We start from the raw sequence: 19,145 nt of genomic DNA on the forward strand, positions 1-19,145 counted from the left end.
TTCATATCACGCCCTCTTCCACCATATCCGCATCAATATCCACTGGCGGTTCCATTGTGCTTAGGGCACCGGCAACATCTGCCAGTCTCGGAGAGGCAAATAAACGTCTGAGGGGAAGGAGCAAACGGTGCTGCTGTTTTAGGCGGTCAATAAAGCGTGTCGCCAATAAACTATCGCCACCGAGTTCGAAGAAACTTTGATCGCGGTTAATCTTTGGCAAGCTGAGAAGCTCCTGCCAAATCTGCGCCACCAAGCGTTCGTTGTCTGTTACCAGTTCAGGGGCTTTTTGTTTTTCCGGTTTTTCTGCTGCATTTACTTGCTTTAAAACCAAAGCGCGATCCACTTTGCCATTTGCACTCAGGGGCATTTCCGGCAAAGTCACAACGAAATCCGGGACCATATAAGAAGGCAGCTGGGAGCGAAGGTATTCCCGTAGGTCGTCAGTATTAAAATCTGTTGGGCACTGGGGCCCGAGCACAACGGTAGCAACCAACTTTTGTGCATTAGCCAGCACCAGGGCCTGCTGCACAAACACTTGGCGAGTAAGTACGCTTTCGATTTCACCCAACTCAATACGATGGCCACGCACTTTGACCTGGCTATCGGCACGTCCCAAAAATTCCAGGCAGCCATTCGACCAATAGCGCCCAAGATCCCCTGTGCGATACCAGCGCTCACCATTGACTGTGACAAAGCGCGTTTCGGTTAACTCTGGTGCTGCGCGATAGCCCATGGCGACTCCGTCACCGCCAATCCACAGTTCACCTGTAACCCAGTCAGGGCAATCGCGCCCTTGGGTATCCACCACCCTAAATTGCTGGTTGGCCAGTGGGTATCCATAGGGAATCGAATGCCAGCTTGGGTCAACTTCTTTTACTTCAAAACTGTTAGACCAAATAGAAGCTTCAGTGGCGCCACCCAGTGCGATAAAACGGCATTCGGGCTGTACTTGTTTTAATCGCTGGGGTAAATCCAGGCCAATCCAATCGCCGGAATTTAATACCAAACGCAAATTGCCAGGCGGTGTAGCGGCACCGACAGCGAGTAACATATCCAGTAGCGCCGGTACCGTATTCCAGATGGTGATGCCGTACTGACATACCCGTTGATGCCAGCACTCGGCATCCCGTCGGTCCTCCTCCTCAATCAAGACCAGCGCACCACCGACCGATAGCAGTCCAAAAATATCGTAAACAGAGAGGTCAAAATCCAGGGCTGAAATGGCCAATACACGATCATTTCCATCAACAGAGAAACGTTCGTTGATATCGGAAATGGTATTCCAGGCGGCACCGTGACTGATCTCGACGCCCTTGGGTTCGCCCGTGGAGCCGGAAGTGAAAATGATATAAGCCAGTTGCTTGGGTTCTGTTGCAATAGGCTTATCTATAGGAGCGAACTGTTCGGCCTGTTGAATTGCACTTTGGTCGAGTACCACTTTTACATCGGCACGGCGCAACATTGACTCGCGCCTTGCCTGCGGTTGATCGATACCGACAGGTAAGTAAGCGGCTCCCGCTGCGAGTACTCCCAGAACAGCGGCAATCTGGTCGGGCCCTTTCGGCAGGTTGACGGCCACCACCTCGGCAGATGAAACCTGACTTTCCAATAACCAGGCAGCGATACGTAAAGCACGCTCTGCCAGGACGCCATAACTCAGGGAATTATCGTCCCCCCAATACAAGGCGATATTCTCAGGGTTCGCTTTTGCTTGCTGGAAAAATCGCTGCGACAAATTATCCGTTGGGTCAATCGCGGTACGCTTTTCAAGCTGGGTTCTCAGTTCCCGTTGAGCACTGGGTAATAAATCAGGCGGTGTGGAATCCCATTCAGCGTCACCCGCCCATTGGAGCAAGCCGATATAGGCCTGGAACATTTCCGCGCACATCCCCTCTGGGAAAAGCGCTTCGACAACATCCCAATTTAAGAAAACGCCACCCTCGACTTCGACCACTTGGTGATCCAGCCAGACTTGCGGTGTTTGTGTCAGGGCCCAGATAGGTTTCCGCAGAGGCCCATCCTCCGGTGCCGCTGTGCCACCGGGAATACCCAGGGCACTGGTGAAGACCACGGGCATTGTGGCTTCCGCATCGCTCTGTCGGCGGGCTAATTCCCGCATCAGGCTAACACTGGAAATATCGCGATGTTCCAGGGCCGCGCCAACTTCCCCTTGTATTTTTTTCGCTCTCACCAACCAGCTGTCACCGGCCTCTGGCCGGTAACCCACCAGTGTCAGGGAGGTGAAATCCCCCATCACCCGATAGATATCCGGATGGACTTCACGGCGATCGAACAAGGTAAGGTTAAGGCTCAGGTCGGGGCGACTGCTCCAGCGGCTAAGCACTTCGGCAAAAGCGGTTAGAAGCAGACTTGACGGCGTGATTCCCTGCTCAGCCGCGCGTGCAACCAGGTTTTGCCAGGTCCCTTTATCAATATGCTGTTGATGACGCACAAAGTGCGGGCGCTCAATGGATGCCGGCTCCCGCACAATGGGCAGCTGGGGCGCGGGAGGCAGCTCCGATAATTTGTTCTGCCAAAATGTTTTTGCGGCAGCCAGGGGACCTTCTGGAAGATCACTATCAAATACTGCGGTAGTTTGCGGCAATACATTGCGCACATAGTCGCGGAAAGAGAGTTCGATAGAAGGTAGATCAGTATCGGGGCTCTGATAGAGGATATTTAACTCACGATAAAACAGCAGAATACTGAAAGCATCGAGAATCAAATTATCCAAACCGATAGCCAATCGGGTATTGCGGCCACACCGCACAGCACGGACATCAAACAGTGGCCACCGGCTGGGCTCAAACACCTGCTCCGCGCACTCCTGTCGCAGTTGCGCAAAAGCAGAAGCTGGATCGCTGTCTACCTCTGTAACATCAATGGAAAATCTCGGTACATTGGCAAGGACGCGCTGTCGACCTTCGCTGTCGAATACAGCCCGCAGCATTTCATGGCGGGCAATCATGGCATTTAGCGCAGATTCCAAGCGCTCCAGATCGAGATCAACAACGTCATATTCGCGATAAAAATGACAACCGATACCACCCAAAACAAATTCTGGGTCCCTTCCCAGCCAATAGGCCCGCTGGACATCGGTAGGTTCAAAAGCGGCGTACCGATTGGCCTTATCCGATTGCCAGGGTGTAACAGTAATTTCGGTAGTGCCTTTATTTCGCTGTGGGTTCTCAGTTGAATCTTGAACTAATGTCGCAGCAAAGTCGGCCAAGCTGGGCTGGCTAAATAATTCCGACAGTGTGACACCTTCAAAGCCAGACTCGCGCAGATCTCGCACAACACGGGTTGCTAACAGGGAGTCACCTCCAAGTGCGAAGAAATTATCATCCCGGGCTACATCATTAACATCGAGGAATTTGCACCAGGTGGCAGCCACCTGCTGCTCTAATTTACCTTGCGGTGGGTTCTGCTTTGCCTGGTGTTGCGCTATAGATTCATCGGCAAACTGCTGTAAACCGCCGCGATCAATTTTGCCATTGGCGGTAAGAGGTATTTCAGCGAGATAGCAAAGCTCACTGGGCAGCATGGCGCTGGTCAATCGCCGGGTCAGGAATTCACGCAGGTCGTTCAAGGGTTCCTGCAACTGCTGCAAATCGACAAAGCACTTTTCTGGATTTATATTCCCTTGCGATAACTTGGATTCCAGAACGACAACCGCAACCACACCTCGCTGAGTCAGCAGTGCAACCGCTTGCGCAATCCCTTTGTGTGCGGTCAGTGCCGCTTCAATCTCGCCGAGTTCAATGCGGTGTCCACGCACCTTGACTTGGTTATCGGCGCGGCCCAAAAACTCCAGGCACCCGTTCGGCCAGTAACGGCCCAAGTCTCCGGTGCGGTACCAGCGCTCCCCTTCGTCTGTCACAAAACGGGCTGCGGTGATACCGGGAGCACCGCGATACCCTAAAGCAACGCCAGCACCACCGATCCACAACTCCCCTGTCACCCAGTTGGGGCAATCGCGCCCCAGGGTATCCACCACTCTGAATTGCTGGTTGGCTAAAGGGTAACCATAGGGAATAGATCGCCAAGAGGGATCAACTTCTTTGACTTCAAAATTGTTCGTCCAGATAGAAGCTTCGGTGGCGCCGCCCAAAGCGATAAAGCGGCAACCTGGGTTTACGCGCTTTAATCGTTCCGGCAGGTCGAGGCTGATCCAGTCGCCAGAATTTAATACCAGGCGCAGCTCTCCAGCTGGGGTATTACCACCCGTGGTCAGCAGCATATCCAACAGCGCCGGCACCGTATTCCAAACAGTAACGCCATGTTGGCACACCAGCTGATGCCAGCGCTCAGCATCCCGCCGGGATTCCTCTTCAACCAATACCAATGCTCCGCCGGCGGACAAGAGCCCAAAAATATCGTAAACGGAAAGGTCAAAATCCAATGCCGATACGGCCAGCACGCGATCATTTTCATTAACCGAAAAGCGCGCGTTAATGTCCGCTATGGTGTTCCAGGCACTCCCGTGACTAATTTCGACGCCCTTAGGTTCACCGGTAGAGCCAGAGGTAAAAATGGTATAGGCGAGATCTTTTGCCTCTCCCACAACAGGCTTGGATAAAGGCGCGACACCGGAGAGCACAGACAAGTTATCTATAACCAGCTTGGCTCCAGCAAGTTTCAGTACGCGCTCTCTACGCAACGGTGGCTGGTCTATACCCAGTGGCAGATAAGCCGCTCCTGCCGCTAATACGCCCAAGGCTGCAATAATCTGCTCCGGCCCCTTGGGTAATAAAATACCGACCAAATCACCGGGCTCAACACTTTGAAGCTGTAAATACGCGGCCATCGCCAAAGCACTGTGGGCCAACTCCCCGTAACGGATTTGTTCACCGTTCCAATAGAGAGCCACTGCTTCCGGGCAGTTTTTAGCATTGCTAAAAAAATGTTCGTGTAATTGGTGAGACTGGTATGGCTTGGCTGTGGAATTTACCTGCTGCCGCTGGTGCTTTTGCTCCGCTGGCAGCAGCGATGGTATGGGCTGGGCCCAGAATTCCGGGCTACCGATCAGGCATTCCAGTAACTGCGTAAAGGCCGCAAACATGCCATCCAGAACGCCGGGAGCAAAAGCAGTTTCCCGCGCATCCCAGTTTACAGACAGGCCGCCTTTGAGCTCCATAACCTGTACGTCCAGCCACACTTGTGGCCCTTGGGAGATAATCCAATTGACATCTCCAAAGGCACTGCGAACTGACTCGCCAAATAATTCTCCCAGCCCAAGCGCACTGGTAAAGACAACCGGCGCAAACACCGTTTGTCCCTGTTGCCTGCTGAGGTCACGCAGCACCTCTACGCCGGAATAACTCCCGTGCGCTACATCCTGACGGAAGTTGTGTTGTAAACGCTGTGCACGCTCAACGAAGGTTCCACTCTGGCTGCCCTGCCAGGCAAGCAAGATCGAAGAAGTAAAGTCTCCTACCAGGGAGTTGACATCCCGGTGCAGGGATTCCCGGTCGAACAGGGGGAGATTCAGCAGAAAGTCTGATTCTTCGCTATAGACCGTAAGCACTTCAGCAAGCGCCGCTGCCAGGGTCATGGACAAAGTAATACGGTGACGGCTCGCAAGTTCTGCCAGCTGGTTTTTCCGATCAGCAGACAGACTATAGTGGCGACGAACAACGCGACGAGTGTCTTTAGACTCAATACCTATTGCAGTGGGTAATTGAGGAGCACCGGGCAAATCTGCCAGGCGATCCTGCCAGTGCGCCTTAGCCCGCAGCTTCTCAGCCTGCCGCTCTTCCTTTGAGTGAAGAGCGCTGCGGTCAGCCTGGTAGCGCGGATAACTGTAATTAAGCGGTACCAGAGACTGCTCTGGTTCCAGGTAAAGCTTGGCCAGGTCATTCAGTAATACGCGCAGACTAAAGGCATCTGCAGCTACCATATCCAGATTAATATGCAGGCGTGTGCCGCCAGCTTTTAATTCCGCAGGTAACAATGAGAGCTGTACATCAAAAACCTCGCCCTGCGATATATCCAGCTGCCGATGGGAGAGTTGCTCCCTAACAGCGATAAGACTCTGCTCCGCTTCTGCGGCAGCCTGATGCCTGAAATCATGAACCTTTAAACCGGGCCAGCTCACTTCTGTGGGAATCTGCTGTCGACCATCATCGAGGATTTGAACACGCAGCATCCCATGCCGCTCGAATAGGGAGCGCACAGCCTGTTCCAGTTGCTCAGGTACTACATCCTGGCCATCAAACTCATGATAAAAATGTGCGGCTACACCCCCTAAATATTGGTTCGGGTCTCGTCCAATCCAATAGGCATGTTGCATCGGTGCCAAATCAAAGGGAGTGCCTTCATCAAAGACTCCCTGCACAGATAAATGTTCACTGGTACTTTCTTCAGTTCCAGTAGCCAACTGAGGTAGAGAAAGCCAGGCTTCCAATTGAGGCACTGCAATAAGATCAGCAAATTTTACTTTGATCTTTTTCTGCCTTAATTGACCAGCCATCTTCATGATTTGTACTGAGTTAAGCCCCAGTGCAATTAAGTCAGCTTGCGGATGAATGCCATTAATATCGGCATCAATAGCCTGACAAACTAAATCCTTTAACAAACTGGCCGGACTGATTGGCTCTGATTTATTCTGCGGCTTCGGCGACAAGAGATACGCTCCTTATTGCGTCTCGGATAACACGCATTTTGATGCAACTTTCACGATACTCGTGGGTAGGAAGGGAAGCCTCAACCAGGCCACAACCGGCAAATAGTGTTACCTTGCCCGGAGTAATAAGTGCAGAACGCAGCGCAACAGCAAACTCCCCTTCCCCCTCGGCATTGAGCCAACCAACAGGTCCGGCATACCAACCGCGATCCAGGTCTTCATTTTCACGGATATACTTCAGTGCTTTTTTCCTCGGCAGGCCTCCCACCGCAGCACTGGGGTGTAAATCCGATAAGATATCCAACAGATTTACACCATCTTTCACCAAGCCCTCTAGAGGCGACAGTAAATGCTGAATTTGCTTTAATTTACAAAGTTGGGGCGGTTCAGGTTCCGCTACGCTGTGGCAGTATTTGCGCAAAATAGAAAGGAGATGTTGGACAACCAGGTCGTGTTCAAATCGGTCCTTCTCGCTGTCAAGCAGAGATATCCCCAATTTGTAATCAGTTGCCAGGTCTTTTCCCCGAGGTGCGCTACCGGCCAAAGCCACTGTGCTAATACGCCCGTCTTTACCAGCCGCTAAGCGCTCAGGCGAAGCCCCAAGAAAGCAACTTTTTCCGCGGGAAAAGGCAAATAAATAGGCATCGGGGTAAGATTCTTGTAAATATCCGAGAATACTTCCCGGGCAGCAATCCGCGCTCAGTGATTCAGAACGAGCGAGAACTACTTTTTGAAATTCGTTGCGCTTGATTGATTCGACCGCGCCTACTACACGCTGCTGCCAAGCCATTTGGCCTGCATAATTTTGGCTAAAATCAGACTCCACCGAAAACAAATTGTCATTCGCAGAAAAGTCAGAGCTACGAGACAAAATATGCTGCCACCGCGCCTTCAGCCGCTCCGCAGCCTGATTGCATTCTGTTTGATCGGTAACGATAAAATTCATTACCAGATAACTGCGATCCCCTTCACAGTAAAGGGCCAACTCAGGCAACGTAAGCGCCCCTGCGGGAAAGTCTTGCCACAAGGATGAGGAATCTTTTTGGCTATCAAAAGCAAACCCACCACACAAAACCGGCCGATGCCCCCCGCTTACCACAGCGGAGGACATCAATTTTTGCCAATTGGCTTGGATTTCAGACCAAGATTCCCCTGGGGCACAACTAAATTCACAGGCAGAGCCAAAGGTCACAGCATATTCATCTCTAGAGGGCACACCCCACAGAGACGCGAACCTTTCATGCTGATAGCCGGAGGCAAACAACCCTATTGGGTTGCGTCTATGACATGGAGATGAAAAAGATGCCAGAACCTCTGGCTGTCCCCGGCTTACCCTGGACTTCGCTTCCTGCAAACAGGCTTCCAGGCCAGCATATTTAGAGCGGCCCTTCATACACCTTCCTCAACGGGCAAGCCGCGCTCAGCGCGCCAATGCAGCTTTTGCTGATTGATAAACCAGTGAATAATCCCGGTAAAAAGCTGCTCTATATAATCTGCGGAAAGTTGTTCTTTCTCAGCCCAACGACGGCGGTCAATCAACATCTCCGCAACCCGGTCTGGAGCAGGAATACTCGTTTCATCCGGCTTGAACTGGGCTGCTGACAAAACATACCCCATACGCCGCTGCAACAGCCTGATGATCTCGCGATCAATGGAATCGATACCTTGGCGGATCTCATTCAGATTTTCACACTCCATTGGTAGCTTCGTTGCTTGCATAGAAACTCCATCACCTAAGCTGTTCATCTTCCCATCGATAATGAAACGTTATAACATATCATTTGCGAAATCAACGGGATGTTTGTTTTGGATTTGGGCGTCAGGGTGGAGAGAGTGTGTGCTACTTGTTACTAAAGAGAAATAATTCGAACATCATCAAAAATAATGATCCCGGATTAATCGAGGCAGAGATCCGCTATCTATTGAACGATGGAGAATATAGGGCCGCTCAACAGCCCTATTCTCCCAACAATTAATTTCGATAGCGTTACAAGAAACAGAAATATTTTATACGGCCAACATAACTTCACATACAGTTAGGCCAAGCGGAGCTTCTGAACAATATGGCCAACCACCAGATCGGGGCAATCTGACAGATAAAAATGGTTACCTGCGTATTCATTCAATTGGAACTCACCATTGGTCCACTGCTGCCAACCCTGAGCTTCAACGGTACTCAACTCAGGATCATCCCGTCCTAGCATCGCGGTGATGGGGCAATCTAGAAGTTGGTCCGAGGACATATTGCTGGTTTCGATCAATCGATAATCCTGGCGTATAGCAGGAAGTAGTAGAGCCCTTAACTCAGGAATTTCCAATAATTCAGGAGAGGTGCCGCCAAGCTCAATGAGTTGTTGGCACAGAGATTCATCACTTAACTGGTGTATGTTTCCACTCTTTTGAAATTGTGGCGCTTCACGCGCAGAGACAAATATGTGTTCAGGACCGTGCAATTTTTCGCGATACAAGGAGAGAGCCAATTCATGAGCAACTGTAGCTCCCATACTGTGCCCAAATACTGCCCAGGGTTTATCGATGACAGGTTTGATAGCCCTACTTAACAAAGCAATTAAAGTTTGCATATCTGCGGGCATAGCTTCATTACAGCGTTGCTCCCTACCCGGTAAACATACGAGAACCAATTCTATGGAATCTGGCAATAATTTCGCCCAGGGCCGGTAAAGTGATGCTGTACCACCAGCATGAGGCAAACACAAAAGTCGGATAGCCGCTTTAGGTTGAGGGCGAGGGATTTGTAGCCAAGCGCCGGACATAGATTTATCTCAATAAGAAATTTGAAGCCGTGAATACTAACTGTTAATTCTTAATTTAGAAATCTGAAGAAGATTCAAAAAAACACTCCCCTGCTCCACCCAAACATTTCAGGAGACCAGCATGGAAAATAATTTACTTAATGGTTACACGCCTCACCCAAAGGAACTAGAGGATTTCTATCAGCAACAAGGAATTTGGGATAACCAACCTATTTGGGAGCTGATCACACGTAATGCGAAAAACTTTCCCAATCAATGCGCAGTTCGGGACCTATCGGATCAATTAACTTATGCTGAATTGGTTAATGAGGCCGATAGCATTGCTGCAGGCCTGGTGGAACAAGGCTACAAAGTTGGGGAGCGGGCAATACTCCAGTGGAGCAATAAAGTCAGTTTCATCACAGCCCTACTCGGTTTATTTCGAGCGGGATTGGTTCCTGTATTAGCTTTGCCAGCACATCGCCAAAATGAAATATGCCATTTTGCACAAGTCTCGGGTGCCAGTATCTATATCACTTCAGGAGCTGAAACTGATGGAAGTCGCCCCAGCATGATAGAACAAATTGCTTCGCAATCTCCGACTTTGCGAGGCATATACAGTTCTGATGAAAATGACACATTCCCCTCCCTGCCCAGAAGAGAATGCCAAGGCTTCACCCCTGTTCCCGTAGACCCCAACGCCCCAGCTCTATTCCTCGTTTCCGGTGGCACTACAGGACTTCCGAAACTTATTCCACGCTCCCACAATGACTATCGCTACAACATTACCTGCGCTACGGCTGCTTGTAATTTAGGAAAAGATGAAATCTATCTGGCAGTACTCCCCGCCGCCCATAATTTTCCATTGGGTTGCCCCGGCATTCTGGGCACGCTATCCATGGGTGGGCAGGTAATATTCACCAAAGATGCAAGCCCGGACTACTGCTTTGAGCTGATAGAGCGTTACGGCGTAACCGCCACAGCCCTGGTCCCAGCACTGGCTCAAGTCTGGACTGTAGCGACAGAATGGGAAGATGCTGATTTAAGCTCTCTCCGCTTACTTCAAGTTGGTGGCTCAAAGCTGAGTCCAACTGACGCCAATGCTGCGATAGATGCTTTTCCCGGTGCACTACAGCAGGTATTCGGAATGGCCGAAGGGTTGATTTGTTACACCCATTGCGAAGATAACAATGAAACCATCACCAATACTCAAGGAAGACCTATGAGTTCCCTCGATACTCTAAAAGTGGTTGATGAGTACGGGCAGGAAGTGAAAGCCGGAGAAGAAGGAGAACTGCTTACTCGCGGCCCCTATACACTGAGAGGCTATTACCGAGCAGAAGAACATAACCGACGCGCTTTTACCCCAGATGGTTTCTATCGCAGCGGGGATCGTGTACGCATTCTAGATAACGGCAATATTGTAGTTACTGGACGCCTCAAAGATGTTGTAAATCGGGGCGGGGAAACTTTTGCATGTGACGAAATTGAAGAGCATCTACTCGCCCATCCCAGCATTCAACAAGCGGCTATCATTCCCTTGCCAGACCAAGAGATGGGAGAGCAAGTTGGAGCGACTATCGTATGTGCAGATAAAGCGCCAAGCTTGCAAACGTTGCGCGACTTCTTAACCGAAAGGGGCCTGGCCAGCTTTAAGCTACCTGAACAGCTTAAAGTGTTATCTCGTCTGCCGGTTACCGCAGTCGGGAAAGTTGATAAGAGTAAGCTCTTAGATCTTATCGATTAGTACTATTTGAGAGATTGAGCTCCCATATTCATGAAAGTATGGCTTTAATCCATACTTTCATTTTAGATAAACAAGAAGTATAAATCAGAATATAAAGGATATACCAACTTGCAACACATTAAGATTCCTTAAATCAAATTCTATATGGTCAAAGTCATTTATATAATACTCCCCCACCTTACCAACATTGTGCAGCATGTATTCGGCACTTATACGTAAAGAGTTATTAAAGTTGTATCGCGCACCTAGACCTACATGGAAATAGCTTTTACTGAATTCATTTGATCCATAATAGTTACCACCAGCGTAAAATTCATCCATGGTATATGACCAGTCCAGCTGCGCAAAACTATACCCCAACAACAAATACATGCAGGACCTGTCGCAATACCAAGATAAATCCAAAGTTCCTGTAATTGAAAATACATCCAAGCGATGTTTCTGATCGACCTGGTATCGCTCAACAACTGTAACTTCGTCATCAATATAATCGATATTTTCTACCGTTATCGATCGCCCTAAATTTGTTCTGCCATAGCTAAAGCGAAGTTCAAATGGGTAGCCATTGAAGTCAATCCCGATATCGACGCTGCCCCAAGGCTCACTTCCTGAACTTGAGGTTTTGTAGTAACTATATTCGTAAAAATAATCGTAGTAGAAATATGGGTCATAAAATACCCCTACAGTACGATAATCCTGCTTAACCTCCAGCCTATTAACTCCACCATTCAGTGAAACATATGGACGAAACCCCCACGGGTTTTCTAGGCTACCATAGTCAGCAGCTATGGCCTCCATGGAAAAAATAAGTGTTCCAATAATGACAGCTGAGTGCAGGCGCATAGTAACCTCCTTGTCGCTTTACACAACTCAAACCCCACGCAATATCTAATACAACGATTTATCGATATGATTCATTGCCCTTTACGGCGTAACAAAACACTATTTGTCAACACTCTCATCTTAATATCGATAAATGACTTTCTTCTGCAATGAACAGCTATGGATTCAAAGCAAATCTATACTCCTATGAATTTAAAAGTAGCAGTAACTCCAAACTTCCAGGGCTCAATTTACTGCCAGGGTACCGAAAGGTCTTAACAATGTGATGAACGGGCATAAACCAACAATATATGAGCGCAGCGATTAAATTTATACACCCCGTTTAAACACTCTGAATTTCGATATAAACTACATTCAAAACCGACACGCTAACATTACCGATACTTTTATATCGGACAACTCAAGGAGGAAGGCTGAAAATCGGAACACTCCGCGACCACTTATCTTTTCATGTCATTTAGCCAGCTATTTAGCACAGAGTTACACTCTACAATTAATGTACAACTCAATCAATTCCTGCACGTTACATCTTAGCAGGTGCTCTATACGCTTCAATTTCGCCCTCAGACATGTCGCCAAATTGGGACGACAGATAAGCTCCTGTTTTAACACATAGAATTACCAATATAGGAAGGAGAGGGATTACAATTAAAACGGGAAAAGATTTTAGCGTATCCATATCGGCGTTAATAAATAAAAACACAATGGGTATCACCGTTAGCAATCCGCACCAAAAAACTCGATATGCCGGCATAACATTTGCCTCAGCATCAAGATTTTTTGTGACAACCCCGGTCAATGAATATGAAGTTGCATCCAAGGTTGTCACGCAAAACAGTATCATTGACAGCAGAAAAATGGCTATCGCCAACTCAGGAAGCGGCAATTGACTTAAAATATCATGGGCGAGACGTAGAGGCTCCCCACTGGAAAGCTCTTGCACTGCATTAACAGCCCCTTGGTTCATAAGATCTACAGCGTAAGTTCCCGCTATCCCAAAGATAAATGCGCTACTAAGCCCTCCTCCAAGGATCAAAGTTAAAATCACATCTCTCAGACGGTGCCCCTGAGAAATTTTTGTAACAAACACACCTACACCCGGCGAATAGGATATCCAGGTTGCCCAAAAGAAAATTGTCCAATACTGAGGAAAATGAGTACTCCCATATGGGTCTGTACTCAAGGACATGCGGAAATATTCAGAAAACAATATCCCCAAACTATTCGTTACATTATTTGCAACAAGAGCACTTGGCCCAACAATAAACGTATATAAAAGTAGGAATATTGCTATATAGATGGTCCACCCAGATATACGTGACATCCCCTTCTCAATGCCAATAAATGACGACAATGAGAAAAGGAGAGACAAACCTATGATAATGGCTATTCCTGTAGAAAGACTATCCGGAATACCCGTTAAGGCGCTGACATTATACGAAATCATTGGAATCGCAAGACCAAGGGTTAATGTCGTAGCCGAAAGCGTGGTCACAATGAACAATAAATCTACGCCTTTTTTCAACCACTCAGGCATACGATCATCAAGCATATTATTTAATACAGAGGACAACTTAAGGGTTCGATTCTTTTTAATATGAAAACTCACAGAAAAAGGGATCGCCACCATCAAATTGATAACCCATCCTGCCGACCCCCAGTGGAAAATGTTGAAAGCCGTTGCGTACTCCATCTTAATTGATTCGGCAGAAATACCGAACTGGGGGTCCATATAGTAATGAATTACTTCAATATATGCCCAATACATCGTCGAAGCTCCCATACCTGCACAGAGAGCCATAGAAAAAAGCTGAACAAGAGAATACTTTGCCTTCCCCTCTCCCAAACGAAGCTTGCCATATTTTGAAAAGGCTAAAAACAAAAGGGCCAAGGTCCCTAAAAGGGTATACCAAAGAAATATTGCCCCTAAGTCTATTATAGTTAGAGCTAACATTTCTTTCATAAAGTCCTTAGTACCTTCAGGATAAATAACTGCAACAACACCAAGAAGTAAAACCAAAAAGAAACTAACCAATGTTAACTTATTATCCATAATATATTTCTTGGCATCCGATTCCTGCATAGTCTAGATCACCCTACTCAAACACATATTGACAAAAACAGTTATCCTTTACCTTTTCCCAATCCATGGCTATTCCCAGCCCATTTCCCTGAGGGGCATGGACATAACCCTCCTTATCAGTTCGAATAAACACCTTACTCGCAAGCTCAAAACCTTCATAAGGGAAAAACTGCTCAAAATAATTGCAATTTTTATGTGCAAGGGCAACGTGTAGGTTAGCAGCTTGTGTAAGCGTAAATCCCATACTTTGTATCTCTAACGTTTTACCAAACCCTTCCGCAATGGCAAAACATTTATTTAAATGCGTAATTCCTCCACAAACAGTGGCATCCAGGTGAACACTAGTCCAGGTATCCAAGTTCAACGCATTAGTTATCTCATGTGGTGTTAACAAGGAATTACTATCACTTAATATTCGTATATCGAATTTATTAACAAGATCTCGATAAGTCCTACAATCAGAATCTGGAACTGGAGCTTCAAACCACTCCCAGTTGTTTTCACTCAACCACTTGGCCATGCCCATAGCTTCAGCAGGAGTATATAGAGAGGCTGTATCCAGCATGAAACGCACACACTCCCCCTCAAAACGTGCTTGAATTGCTGAAACTAATTCCATATCTCTCTCATATATACAAGAGCAATGAAATTTTATTGCTGTAAACCCCTCCGCTATACAATCTTCGATATATGTTTCGTATTCCTCCACAGTGTCAAACATAGGAGAGGATGCATAAGATTGTATTTTTGAGCGTGCCCCACCTAAAAGTTCATAAATCGGCATCTCGGCCTTTTTGCCTTTTATGTCCCATGCAGCAATATCAAAAGGCGATTTAGCAGGCAACCCGCCCCAAGTACACCGTTCCATTAACCAGTTATATAATTCCTCTGTCCTCAATGGGTTTTTACCCAAAATACCAGGTGCAATTGTGCGCATGGATTCAATAATACATCGATCAAAACCGTTCTCGGTATAACTCAATGTCGCACCAATACCTTCGATACCATTACTGGTTATAATGCGAATAACGTTGTTGGTGTATAACAACGGAGTTTGATTAGCAGTCCAACAAATTGGCGGCGCATTTTTATCGGCTATCGCATATAGCTCCACCCTGCTGATATGAAAACGATCCATATTCACATCCTTAAAAGCTATTAACTGGATCTCAAGGAGTCTAGTTCGCAATGCCCAGTTGTGCGTTGGTGGCACATACTTAGACTTACTACTAGGTAAAAACTATTCCTCGGATCGGGATACTATTTGTCAGCCAAACCTATAAGGAATAATAAAACACTCAATGTCCGCCGTAACTTAAATAGATCCTAATAACCAATGCAAACTTCGTACTCTATTTTCCCACATCAGATTTACACAGTGATCTATAAACTAATACCCACTTGTAACTAAGTGGCAAAACTTGGCTGGCCATTAATTTGTTTGCGCAAATCAGGTATATCATAATGCTCCCTCTCCACGGAAAGCGTATCCTTTCATTCGAAACCTGGGGCGCAGGTTCCTTTCATGGCACTTTACTAGCTTTTCTGGGCGCAGAAGTAGTCAATATTGAAGATCCCAAACAAGGTGGGAATCCACTTAGAAAAATGGGATCTATCTATCTTGATGAAGCTCGCGAAGACAATGAGACAAGTGAATCGACGCTCCACAACAAGAAGAGCTTGGCCCTGGATATCAGGGATCCCACTGGCAGGGAGGTATTCTTGAAGCTTGTGAATAACTCACATGCTGTTATCGACAACTTTCGAGGTTCTTTGCCCGAAGAGTTAGGCGTTACCTATGCTGATCTCAAAGTGGCTAACCCCAAGATAGTTTGTACTCATCTCTCAGGGTATGGCAGAGACAACAATAGAAAACACTGGCCAGGATATGATTTCCTTATGCAGGCAGAAACTGGTTGGATGTCAGTGACTGGAGAACCAGGGTCAATCCCAACCAAAGTTGGCGTGTCAGTAGTGGATCTCCTGGGGAGTGTCTATTCAGCCCTCTGTACCGTTTCTGGGTTACTGCGGACCGAAGTCACAGGAAAAGGTGGTGATTTTGACACTAACTTATTCGATATAGCGCTAAATTGCCTCTGCTACCAAGGGTTATGGTTTCTCAACGAGGGGATAGTTCCAGGGAAGCAACCTCGCTCAGCCCACTCATCCCAAGCACCTTGTCAATTAGTAAAGACAGCAGATGGTTGGTTTTATGTGGCCTGCTTAACCCAGAAATTCTGGGAATTGCTTTGTCACGAGTTAAGCTCCGATATTTTACAAACTGATGCCCGCTTTTTGACCAATGAAAGCAGAATGCAAAACAGAGAGCTACTGACAGAAGCTCTAGACCAGTACTTCCAGAAGAGAACAACAAAAGAATGGTGTGCTCAAATGGAGGGTAAAATCCCCTGTGCCCCGGTCTATGATATCGCCGAGGCGCTTAACAACCCCTATGTCCGAGATAACAACAAGACTGTATCAATTCCCTATACACGCAGTACAAGCCGTGACTCAATACAATTTATAAACGCCCCCTTCTCTATTCCCGACACTCCTCCAGTGCCTTTTCAGCAAGCACCACTTTACGGAGAGAACACTCGAGAGATCCTTGGTGACCTGGGTATCCCACAAGATGAAGTGGAGTCCCTGGCAAAAGCTGGCGTGATCTATTGCTGCTGAAATGCATCGGTACTGATGAGGATAACTCCCAATTGGCCAGGCCACTCTCTACCTAGGCGCCCTGTTACTACAATTTCCTCAGTTCCATCCGATACCTCACCACCCCAGGAAGACGGGATTGAACGGGAGCTACCTTAACGCTATGAACATTGGCCACCTGGATTGGAATGCCATTCTCGCCCACGCCCGCAGTCTTTCACCCTACGGTGGACCAGATATACCTGTTTCTGCCGCCTGTCTCGATGACATCCCCGTTTGTGGCCCCGCTGAGCTTAAACATATCAGCCAAAATGCCGCGCAGGAACACGGTGCCATTATCATGTCTAGCGGCGGAACAACTGGAAAGCCGAAGCTGGCCTATACACCTTATCACCAGGCAGCTCAAAGATTGCTGAAGGAATGGCGCCCGCTCAGCTCTCAAAGTGTTCTTCTTAATCTCTTTAATCCAGGGCGGCTATGGGGTGCACACTACTTTATTCAAACATTGGCAGAGGCTTCCAAATGCACCATTGCACCTACAGGCCCCTTTATACCTGGTGAGGTGGAGAATTGGCTGGAACTTCTACATAACATCGATGTGGACTCACTCGCTGGCGCACCCACGGGACTGGCAGATTTTGCCGAAGGTATACTAAATTCAGGCAGCCAACTCCCAATAAAGACAATTATCTGGATGGGGGAACCTTGGACCAAAGCAAAGTTGAAGGTCATACGTAAGGCTTTCCCTAATGCTGGGCTGTGGTGCGACTATGGATCGGTAGAAACCAATAGCATTGCTGTCAATTCCCCTGAGTGTGACCTGGAGAAGTACCACTTATTGGAAGGGCAGCTCATTGAAACCGACGACCAAGGCGCCCTTCTCACACGAATTGGTGAAGGCTGGACAGTACCGATTATTCGCTATCGCTTGGGAGATCTGATCAAGCCAACAACATGCCGCTGTGGCCGCCCCAGAGCACTTTTGATTGAAGGGCGAGCAGACGATGCTATCAGCCTCTGTAGCGCCCTTTTAAGCACCAGTAAGATCACAAGCCTCGCCTATGACTGTACTGGTGTAGAAGAGGTCCAGCTTTTACTCAGTTGCCGCTCACCCGATCAAAAGTCAGCAGACAGGATTACCTTACAGTTTACTGGCAGTGCGGATGCCAGCAAAGTCAGTGAATATGTGCGGGCAAATATCCATAACCTGGCCTCTGTAGTCAAACAATACCCACAGTCCTTCAACGCCAAAAAAGTACACCAACTCAGACGTATTCCGCGGACTAACAAAATCCCCCAGGTCATATGGGTAACAGACGATGAGCAATAGTAAAACCCACAAGATAACACCACCGACAGTTTCCGATGGCCCTATGTGGGACCGGTTGATGGGAAACTACAATTTTGCCTGTCTAATGGTTTCGGCTCAGCTAGATATTACGGGGTTGATTGAGCAGGGATATGACACCTGTAAGTCGCTCAGTCATAAGTTGCAGCTCAGCGATAAGGGAATGAGATTTTTTCTTCTGGTTTTAAGTCATTTAGGGTACGTCTATTACGATAATCATCGCTTAAAAAATACGGAATTGAGCCAGTCTTATCTATCAAAAGACAGTCTCTACTACTGGGGCGAAGTGTTACTAGACCCCTTCCATATCTACAACGTCAATCATCTAGATAAAAAGATACTAACCAGCCTGGAGCGAGAGTATGAACTTGAGTGTAAAGGCCGTTCGGTAACCGATATGTGGCAAAACAACGATATGGACTCAGAATCCGCTGCAGCCTTTACACACCTGATGCACTCCCAAGGATTTTCCTCGGCAGTCACAGCTGTCTCTAATGGGATTTTTGAAGAGGTTCATTGCTTAATGGATGCGGGTGGTGGCTCAGGGGCAATTGCCCTACCATTTTGCGATTCCTACCCGAAACGCAAGGCAGTACTATTTGACTTAACGCCCGTGTGTGCAGTAGCAAGGGAGTATGTACAAAAATTCGGCAAAAAAGAGCGGGTTCGAATTGTACCCGGCGACTTCTTTACAGGCTCTTGGCCAGAAGGCTGTGACGGGATTTGCTTAAGTAATATTTTGCACGATTGGCGTGCTGAAACCTGCCAATTTTTAATTGATAAAGCCTTCGCACTCTTGCCAAATGGGGGGCATCTCTTTATTCACGACATGCTTCTCGATGAAACCCGCCTGACCCCGAGTTTGTTTTGCTTTCACCTATTTATGAATCACGGATCTCAGCTCTATTCTATCGATAAGCTATATGAGATGCTTGAAAAAGCCGGCTTCGAAGACTCTCAGTGCAGACGAGCATTGGGTTACTTCTTTGTAGTGTCCGCGAGAAAGCCATAGACAGAAAAACTATCGATTAGTACTAAATCAGAAAGAACACACTGCACCTTCATACGCTATAAATCCCCCCATAAAT

General features: G+C 47.7%; 11 protein-coding genes. 4 read left to right on the forward strand and 7 right to left on the reverse strand.

Going from position 1 to position 19,145, the window contains the following annotated elements; translation table 11 throughout:
* Position 1 precedes the first annotated feature (1 nt).
* The 4 genes from ACJJII_RS18150 to ACJJII_RS18165 form a co-directional block, all read right to left on the reverse strand.
* Entirely contained in the window at positions 2 to 6,625 is a 6,624-nt protein-coding gene (locus ACJJII_RS18150; protein ID WP_444917213.1) for a non-ribosomal peptide synthetase, read from the reverse strand.
* Positions 6,603 to 8,018, reverse strand: coding sequence for an isochorismate synthase (locus tag ACJJII_RS18155; RefSeq protein WP_444917214.1), 1,416 nt, complete (start codon positions 8,016 to 8,018; stop codon positions 6,603 to 6,605). The genes ACJJII_RS18150 and ACJJII_RS18155 overlap by 23 nt, the downstream gene beginning before the upstream one ends.
* Positions 8,015 to 8,344, reverse strand: coding sequence for an isochorismate lyase (locus ACJJII_RS18160; RefSeq protein ID WP_413662063.1), 330 nt, complete (start codon positions 8,342 to 8,344; stop codon positions 8,015 to 8,017). The genes ACJJII_RS18155 and ACJJII_RS18160 overlap by 4 nt, the downstream gene beginning before the upstream one ends.
* A 317-nt stretch (positions 8,345 to 8,661) precedes the next feature.
* A complete protein-coding gene (locus tag ACJJII_RS18165) occupies positions 8,662 to 9,399 on the reverse strand; it encodes a thioesterase II family protein (protein ID WP_444913889.1) in 738 nt (245 codons plus the stop codon).
* A 121-nt stretch (positions 9,400 to 9,520) separates the two neighbouring features.
* Here ACJJII_RS18165 and ACJJII_RS18170 point away from each other — a divergent pair, with 121 nt between their 5' ends.
* Positions 9,521 to 11,125: a (2,3-dihydroxybenzoyl)adenylate synthase gene (locus ACJJII_RS18170; protein ID WP_444917215.1), complete on the forward strand. Its 1,605-nt coding sequence runs from the start codon at positions 9,521 to 9,523 to the stop codon at positions 11,123 to 11,125.
* An 84-nt stretch (positions 11,126 to 11,209) separates the two neighbouring features.
* Here the strand turns inward: ACJJII_RS18170 and ACJJII_RS18175 are convergent, their stop codons facing one another.
* The 3 genes from ACJJII_RS18175 to ACJJII_RS18185 form a co-directional block, all read right to left on the reverse strand.
* Complete coding sequence (locus ACJJII_RS18175; RefSeq protein ID WP_444917216.1) at positions 11,210 to 11,968, reverse strand: outer membrane protein; 759 nt, start codon at positions 11,966 to 11,968, stop codon at positions 11,210 to 11,212.
* A gap of 523 nt (positions 11,969 to 12,491) precedes the next feature.
* Positions 12,492 to 14,051, reverse strand: a complete 1,560-nt coding sequence (locus ACJJII_RS18180) for a BCCT family transporter (protein ID WP_444917217.1) — start codon at positions 14,049 to 14,051, stop codon at positions 12,492 to 12,494.
* Positions 14,052 to 14,064: 13 nt separating this feature from the next.
* The gene (locus ACJJII_RS18185) at positions 14,065 to 15,189 is read right to left on the reverse strand and encodes a mandelate racemase/muconate lactonizing enzyme family protein (protein WP_444917218.1); all 1,125 of its coding nucleotides are present in this window, start codon (positions 15,187 to 15,189) and stop codon (positions 14,065 to 14,067) included.
* Positions 15,190 to 15,515: 326 nt separating this feature from the next.
* On the opposite strand from ACJJII_RS18185, the gene ACJJII_RS18190 reads away from it, so the two are divergent.
* The 3 genes from ACJJII_RS18190 (at position 15,516) to ACJJII_RS18200 (ending at position 19,069) form a co-directional block, all read left to right on the forward strand.
* Positions 15,516 to 16,730 carry a CaiB/BaiF CoA transferase family protein gene (locus ACJJII_RS18190; RefSeq protein ID WP_444917219.1) on the forward strand — a complete coding sequence of 405 codons (1,215 nt, stop codon included), beginning with the start codon at positions 15,516 to 15,518 and terminating at the stop codon, positions 16,728 to 16,730.
* Positions 16,731 to 16,848: 118 nt separating this feature from the next.
* Positions 16,849 to 18,039 carry an AMP-binding protein gene (locus tag ACJJII_RS18195; RefSeq protein WP_444917220.1) on the forward strand — a complete coding sequence of 397 codons (1,191 nt, stop codon included), beginning with the start codon at positions 16,849 to 16,851 and terminating at the stop codon, positions 18,037 to 18,039.
* Complete coding sequence (locus tag ACJJII_RS18200) at positions 18,029 to 19,069, forward strand: methyltransferase (protein ID WP_444917221.1); 1,041 nt, start codon at positions 18,029 to 18,031, stop codon at positions 19,067 to 19,069. The genes ACJJII_RS18195 and ACJJII_RS18200 overlap by 11 nt, the downstream gene beginning before the upstream one ends.
* Positions 19,070 to 19,145 lie beyond the last annotated feature (76 nt).

The organism is Microbulbifer maximicatervae (SeqCode) (assembly GCF_052467825.1).

Bases quoted from the DNA above. Each gene is read 5' to 3' on its own strand.
- ACJJII_RS18155 (WP_444917214.1), bottom strand. From the start codon at position 8,018: ATGAAGGGCCGCTCTAAATATGCTGGCCTGGAAGCCTGTTTGCAGGAA.
- ACJJII_RS18160 (WP_413662063.1), bottom strand. From the start codon at position 8,344: ATGCAAGCAACGAAGCTACCAATGGAGTGTGAAAATCTGAATGAGATC.
- ACJJII_RS18165 (WP_444913889.1), bottom strand. From the start codon at position 9,399: ATGTCCGGCGCTTGGCTACAAATCCCTCGCCCTCAACCTAAAGCGGCT.
- ACJJII_RS18170 (WP_444917215.1), top strand. From the start codon at position 9,521: ATGGAAAATAATTTACTTAATGGTTACACGCCTCACCCAAAGGAACTA.
- ACJJII_RS18175 (WP_444917216.1), bottom strand. From the start codon at position 11,968: ATGCGCCTGCACTCAGCTGTCATTATTGGAACACTTATTTTTTCCATG.
- ACJJII_RS18180 (WP_444917217.1), bottom strand. From the start codon at position 14,051: ATGCAGGAATCGGATGCCAAGAAATATATTATGGATAATAAGTTAACA.
- ACJJII_RS18185 (WP_444917218.1), bottom strand. From the start codon at position 15,189: ATGGATCGTTTTCATATCAGCAGGGTGGAGCTATATGCGATAGCCGAT.
- ACJJII_RS18190 (WP_444917219.1), top strand. From the start codon at position 15,516: ATGCTCCCTCTCCACGGAAAGCGTATCCTTTCATTCGAAACCTGGGGC.
- ACJJII_RS18200 (WP_444917221.1), top strand. From the start codon at position 18,029: ATGAGCAATAGTAAAACCCACAAGATAACACCACCGACAGTTTCCGAT.